The 5,727-nt window shown below is 33.9% G+C and carries 6 protein-coding genes, 2 tRNA genes and 1 pseudogene; 5 read left to right on the top strand and 4 right to left on the bottom strand.

Annotated features, from left to right (window positions below; genetic code table 11):
* The 3 genes and pseudogenes from ACKI3D_RS01590 to ACKI3D_RS01580 all read right to left on the bottom strand — a co-directional run.
* Positions 1-217 (bottom strand): annotated as a pseudogene (locus ACKI3D_RS01590) (hypothetical protein); the annotation flags it as partial.
* Between the two features lie 135 nt (positions 218-352).
* Positions 353-425 (bottom strand) — tRNA-Thr (locus tag ACKI3D_RS01585).
* Between the two features lie 39 nt (positions 426-464).
* Positions 465-547: transfer RNA gene (locus ACKI3D_RS01580), tRNA-Leu, on the bottom strand.
* A 75-nt stretch (positions 548-622) separates the two neighbouring features.
* Between ACKI3D_RS01580 and ACKI3D_RS01575 the strand changes: the two genes are divergently transcribed.
* The 3 genes from ACKI3D_RS01575 to ACKI3D_RS01565 all read left to right on the top strand — a co-directional run bounded on the left by ACKI3D_RS01575 (position 623) and on the right by ACKI3D_RS01565 (position 3,127).
* Complete coding sequence (locus ACKI3D_RS01575) at positions 623-2,233, top strand: sodium:solute symporter (RefSeq protein WP_407391703.1); 1,611 nt, start codon at positions 623-625, stop codon at positions 2,231-2,233.
* Positions 2,233-2,346: a symporter small accessory protein gene (locus ACKI3D_RS01570; protein WP_407391701.1), complete on the top strand. Its 114-nt coding sequence runs from the start codon at positions 2,233-2,235 to the stop codon at positions 2,344-2,346. The genes ACKI3D_RS01575 and ACKI3D_RS01570 overlap by 1 nt, the downstream gene beginning before the upstream one ends.
* A gap of 61 nt (positions 2,347-2,407) precedes the next feature.
* Positions 2,408-3,127 carry a carboxymuconolactone decarboxylase family protein gene (locus ACKI3D_RS01565; protein ID WP_407391699.1) on the top strand — a complete coding sequence of 240 codons (720 nt, stop codon included), beginning with the start codon at positions 2,408-2,410 and terminating at the stop codon, positions 3,125-3,127.
* A 27-nt stretch (positions 3,128-3,154) separates the two neighbouring features.
* On the opposite strand, the gene ACKI3D_RS01560 is transcribed toward ACKI3D_RS01565, so the two are convergent.
* On the bottom strand, positions 3,155-3,562 hold the full coding sequence (locus ACKI3D_RS01560) for a pyridoxamine 5'-phosphate oxidase family protein (protein ID WP_407391697.1): 408 nt from the start codon (positions 3,560-3,562) through the stop codon (positions 3,155-3,157).
* A 608-nt stretch (positions 3,563-4,170) separates the two neighbouring features.
* Between ACKI3D_RS01560 and modA the strand changes: the two genes are divergently transcribed.
* Together modA and modB are read left to right on the top strand one after the other, a co-directional pair.
* Positions 4,171-5,001, top strand: a complete 831-nt coding sequence (gene modA, locus ACKI3D_RS01555; protein ID WP_407391695.1) for a molybdate ABC transporter substrate-binding protein — start codon at positions 4,171-4,173, stop codon at positions 4,999-5,001.
* A gap of 76 nt (positions 5,002-5,077) precedes the next feature.
* A partial coding sequence (gene modB / locus ACKI3D_RS01550; RefSeq protein ID WP_407391693.1) for a molybdate ABC transporter permease subunit occupies positions 5,078-5,727 on the top strand: 650 nt, incomplete at its 3' end.

Here is a 5,727-nt window from a genome sequence, read left to right as displayed (position 1 = left end):
CTATCACGATTAATGGAAATACATAAGCCACTTCCCATTCAAAATCTTTACTGAAAGCCGCTTCTTGAACAGGCTTTTCTAATGCTTCTGAAAGCATATTATAGAGAACGGAAGAAATGACTGAACCAATGATTGTTCCTGCAACTCCTAAAACGGAGGTTAATAATGCAACAAATGCAGATATGCAACCAACCAATATTATTTTCGGATAATTCACAAATATTCCCCTTAATCGATTTAATTAAAAACAAACATACAAATGGATAATCTATTTTTATAAGTTAAGATATTTAAAACTGACCTAAATCTATATGAAATTCTTAAAAAATAATAAATTTAAAAAATCAGAAAAAGCCTTAGGGGGGATTCGAACCCCCGACTTCCACCTTACCAAGGTGGCGCTCTACCGGCTGGGCCACTAAGGCAAAATTATCGAGAATAAAAGAAAAATATAAACAGAATAGTGCAGGGGAAGGGATTCGAACCCTCGAAGGCCTACACCAGAGGATCTTAAGTCCTCCCCCTTTGGCCGCTCGGGCACCCCTGCATACAGTATAAATGTTTGTTTTTATAATATATAAATTGTAATATTAATAATTTTTAATATTTAGAGGTATTATTTATGAACGTAATGATTTTAGCAATTGTATTTATAATTTACATATTTGCTTTGGTTTTTGTAGGTTATTATGCATACAAAAAAACTAATTCCTCTGAAGACTTTATGATTGCTGGTAAGGACACACACCCATTCATTATGGCAATGAGTTATGGTGCTACCTTTATTTCGACAGCAGCTATTGTCGGATTTGGAGGAGTTGCTAGTGAATATGGGATGAGTGTTTTATGGTTAGCATTCTTGAATATTATAATAGGCGTATTTATCGCATTCGTATTTTTAGGTAAAAGAACTCGTAGAATGGGACATTCTCTTGAATCTTTAACTTTTCCTGAGTTTTTAGGAAAACGTTTTGACTCTAAGTTCATTCATTATTTCTCAGGTTTAGTAATTTTCTGTGCAATGCCCCTTTATGCAGCAGTAGTGTTAATCGGTGCTGCAAGATTTTTAGAATCATCATTATTAATTGATTTCAGTATTGCTTTACTTATTTTATCAATTATTATTACATTCTATGTGTTGTTCGGAGGAATCCGTGGTGTAATGTATACTGATGCACTTCAAGGAACAATCATGGTTGTAGCTATGATATTCTTGCTTGTATTCGTATATTGGTTACTTGGAGGAATCGACACTGCAAATACTGCATTAACAAATATGGTTAATTTATATCCTGCCGATGCTCTTGCCACAGGAGGTACGGGCTGGACGGCCTTCCCAGAGTTTGGAACTCCATTCTGGTGGTCACTTGTATCATCCACACTCATTGGTGTAGGTATCGGGGTACTCGCACAACCTTCATTGATTGTAAGATTCATGACAGTTAAATCAGATAAAGAATTGAACAGGTCTGTTTTGATTGGAGGTATTTTCATTGCAATCATGCCAACAACCGCATATATCGTAGGATCACTTTCAAACGTATATTTCTATGATAAGTTAGGCAAAATTGCGGTTGATGTGGTTGGAGGAAACATTGATAAGGTTATTCCGACATTCATTACAATGGCATTACCTGAATGGTTTGTATACATCTTCCTGCTGTCCTTGATTGCAGCTGCAATGTCAACAATATCTTCACAATTGCACACACAGGGAACTGCATTCGGTGTGGATATCTACGGAACAATAAGAGAAAAATCCAAACAAAGGTTAGATCAAGTAAGCATTTCACGGGTAGGTATCTTGATAGCTATCATCTTGGCATTGGTCATGGCTTATTCACTTCCGGGAAGTGTAGTTGCACTTGGAACAAGCTTGTTCTTTGAAATTTGTGCAGCAGCATTCCTGCCAGTATTTTTAGGTGCACTTTACTGGAAAGGAATTACAAGGCCTGGAGCTATTGCAGGAATCGTATCCGGAACACTTGTAAGTTTATTCTGGATGGTTTTTGTATTTGCAAAAACCGCAACAGGTCTGGGAATATGTCAATTCATATTTGGTGTAGAAACATTATTGCCTGCAGCACCATGGCCGTTTATTGATGTAATGCTGATTGCAGTGCCAATCTCTGCAGTATTTACCATAGTTGTAAGTTTACTTACAAAACCTCCAGCTCAAGAGGTTATTGATAAAGCATTTGAAAACATAGACAAAAAAGGAAGTGAAGCATAATGATGGTTTTAGGAATAGAAGACCCAATGATTTGGGGAGTATATGTTGGAATTATCTTATCTACACTTTTATGTGTTGTTTATGGTATTATGAACTGGAATAAAGGAGATTAAATCTCCTTGATTTTTCTTTTTTTACAAACTTTTTTATAATTTATTTTTCAAACTTATTTTCATGAAGGAATTATTTGATAATTTTGGAAGAATCCAAAAAAATGACCCGGAATTTCATGAAATATTTAAAAACTTCGCCTATGGTGAAGTCTTTGAATACTCTAAACTATCAGAGAAGGAATCTATTTTAGTAACATTAGCTTCATTAATCGCTTGCCAATCCCCTAAAGCTTTTAAAAAGATTTTGTCATCTGCTTTGGATATGGATATAACTCCTGAAGAGGTTAAGGAATTGCTCTATCAGTCTGTTCCGTATGTTGGTTTTGCCCGTGCACACAACTTCTTTGGTGTTGTAATTAAGGTATTTGAGAAAAAGGGAATTGAAATGCCTTTGCCTTCAAGATCCAATACTGCCTCAGAAAATAGACATGAGAAAGGCCGTGAACTTCAGGACAGATACTTTGGAAGTGAAATGATTCAAATGATGAATGATTCTACTCCCGAAGGCCAACAGCATTTCAACAGATTTTTGGAGGGTTTTTGTTTCGGTGACTTTTACACCCGCGATGGTTTGGATGATTCACAAAGGGAATTAATCACTTTTGTATTCATTGCATCCCTGGGAGGATGCGAAAATCAGCTAAGAGGTCATACTCAGGGCAATTTAAATGTAGGTAATGATAAGGAAAAATTAATTTCTGCAATAACAGTTATAATGCCTTATATTGGTTTTCCAAGAACCCTTAATGCATTGGCGATTGTTAATGAGATTTGTGGTTAAAAAAAAGAATATTAATGTTTTAAAACATTAATATTTAAATTCATAGGATTCTTCGATAGCAAACATGTTTCTAAATTCAGCTGTTGCATCGCCAAGGTAGAATACACCCATTTCCCAGTTGTTTGCTTTGTAAGCTTCAGCTATTTCAGGCATGAGTTCAAATGCTTTTTCAACAACAGCTTCATTTTTAGATAAGTCTGCAACGCCATAATATCTTAAGAAGTGTTCTCCATCCCATGCTGCAATTTCAACATTTGGATTGGCTTCTAATTGTTTATAAACGTCTTTGTGAGTTCCAACACCAAAGTAAATTTTGTCTTCAAACAATAGGTGGAAACCTAACGGTCTTACTTTTGGTTTGTCGCCATTTACTGTTGCAAGGTAAAATACTTGTGCTTTTGTTAGTAATTCATCTACTTTTTGAATATCTGACATCATATCACCTTTAATATTATTGTATATTTTGTGTTATATATAATATCAATGATTATTCATATTTTCTTCGTATGATAATAAAATATTGTATATTCGTGTTTTTTAGTTATTTTTATTTATTTTTTAATTTTACTTTGATTTAATCAATTTAATCTTTAACGATATGATAGTAATTATTAATTTTACATAACATGTCTTTATATAGGATGTCTAGAAAATATAACAATGGTGAATATTATTTCACAACGAAATTATTGAAATTTTCTAAGACTTGCGAAGGAAAAACCAAAAAAATTTTTAAAAAAGTCATTATTCGATATGTAAATATTTATATATCATTATAAATAATCTATTATTACTATTCAGTACAATTAAATCGTAATTAAAGATTGTGAAAGCTATGAGTAAAAATATATGATGTTATCCATCTGATTAAAATTATTTTCAATTGCAATAATTTTATTTTCCATATTTTTACAAGCGATGTAATAAGGATTTATAAACCTGGTTAGAATGTAGGAAATTTATTTGCATTGCCTTTTTGAAATCTTTGATTATTATAGGATGTCTGATAGTGTTTTGTTTAATTTAGTTAAAGAGGAGAAACAATGAAATCTAATAGAATGTTAATTGTTGCTGTTATCGCAATAGCAGTAGTAGTTCTTGGCGTAGGTTCATGTTCCGCCGGTTTATTTGATATTTTCGGTGGTGATGATACTACTAATGACACTAGCTTAGATGGACAAGAAATTAATTTGGCTGCTGCAGCTAGTTTGAAGAATGTTTATGATGAAAAGTTAATTCCTATGTTTGAAGAAAAATATCCTGGTGTAAAAGTTACTCCAACTTATGCTTCAAGTGGGGATTTACAAACTCAAATTGAAAACGGTTTGGATGCAGATGTATTCATGTCTGCTGCTAATAAACAGATGGATGCTTTAGTTGAAGAAGATTTAGTCGACAATGATACTAATGTTCAATTCTTAGAAAATAAAGTTGTTTTAATTGTACCCGCTGATTCAGATTCCAATATATCTTCATTTGAAGATTTAAAAGATGTTGAAGGTAACATTGCTATTGGTGATCCTGAATCCGTACCTGCAGGACAATACGCTCAAGAAGTATTAAACAACACTGGCATTTGGGATGCAGTTGAACCTAAATTATCCTTAGGTACTGATGTAACTGCAGTATTAAACCAAGTAGCTCAAGGATCTGCTGATTGTGGTATTGTATATGCTACTGATGCAAAATCTACTGATGATGTAAAGGTAGTCTGTGAAGCTCCTGAAGATGCTTTAAAAACTCCTGTCATTTATCCTGTAGCTGTACTTAAAAATTCAGATAATCCTGATGCTGCAAACAAATTCTTAGAGTTCTTACAAACTCAAGAAGCTAAAGATATATTTGAAGAATTTGGATTCACTATCCACGAATAGATTTAGCATGAATTATTCATTTGAATAATTAATTTTATTCATTTGAATAATTAATATTTTTTAAGGTGATATGGACATGACTGATTGGTCCCCTATTTTCATTTCAATGAAAACTGCAAGTTTATCAATCTTTATAACCTTTTTTGTAGGTTTGATTGTAGCTTGGGGCCTGGTTAAGATTAAAAATGACTCATTGAAAATAGTGCTTGACGGTATTTTCACATTGCCTATAGTGCTTCCCCCTACTGTAGTGGGATTCTTTTTGCTCTATATTTTTGGGGTCAGAGGACCAATCGGCAGATTTTTCATAGACTTCTTCACAGTCAAAATTGCTTTTTCATGGCATGCGACTGTCATTGCTGCGGTTGTCATGTCTTTTCCTTTAATGTATCGTTCCGCCAGAGGAGCATTCGAACAGGTTGATTCTAATTTACTGGATGCAGGCCGTACATTAGGCATGTCTGAGTGGAACATCTTCTGGAAAGTTTTATTTGCAAATGCATTGCCGGGAATTATCAGTGGAGGAATTCTTGCTTACGCTCGTGGTTTAGGTGAATTCGGTGCTACCGCAATGCTTGCAGGAAATATTGCTGGACAAACAAGAACTCTCCCTATGGCAGTTTACTCTGAAGTGGCTGCAGGAAATATGGGAGAAGCTTTTAATTATGTAATATTCATTGTTATCATAGCATTTATAGCTATTTTTATCATGGATTATGTTTCTTT

Origin of the sequence: Methanobrevibacter sp. (assembly GCF_045586545.1) — an archaeon.
Classification (GTDB): Archaea; Methanobacteriota; Methanobacteria; order Methanobacteriales; family Methanobacteriaceae; genus Methanocatella.
The sequence above is the reverse complement of the archived record's forward strand: the minus strand, read 5'-3'. Positions and strand labels throughout refer to the sequence as shown.

What these genes read in the sequence shown, in the direction of transcription:
- ACKI3D_RS01575 (WP_407391703.1), top strand. Translation starts at nt 623, where the DNA reads ATGAACGTAATGATTTTAGCAATTGTATTTATAATTTACATATTTGCT.
- modA (WP_407391695.1), top strand. Translation starts at nt 4,171, where the DNA reads ATGAAATCTAATAGAATGTTAATTGTTGCTGTTATCGCAATAGCAGTA.
- ACKI3D_RS01560 (WP_407391697.1), bottom strand. Translation starts at nt 3,562, where the DNA reads ATGTCAGATATTCAAAAAGTAGATGAATTACTAACAAAAGCACAAGTA.
- ACKI3D_RS01570 (WP_407391701.1), top strand. Translation starts at nt 2,233, where the DNA reads ATGATGGTTTTAGGAATAGAAGACCCAATGATTTGGGGAGTATATGTT.
- ACKI3D_RS01565 (WP_407391699.1), top strand. Translation starts at nt 2,408, where the DNA reads ATGAAGGAATTATTTGATAATTTTGGAAGAATCCAAAAAAATGACCCG.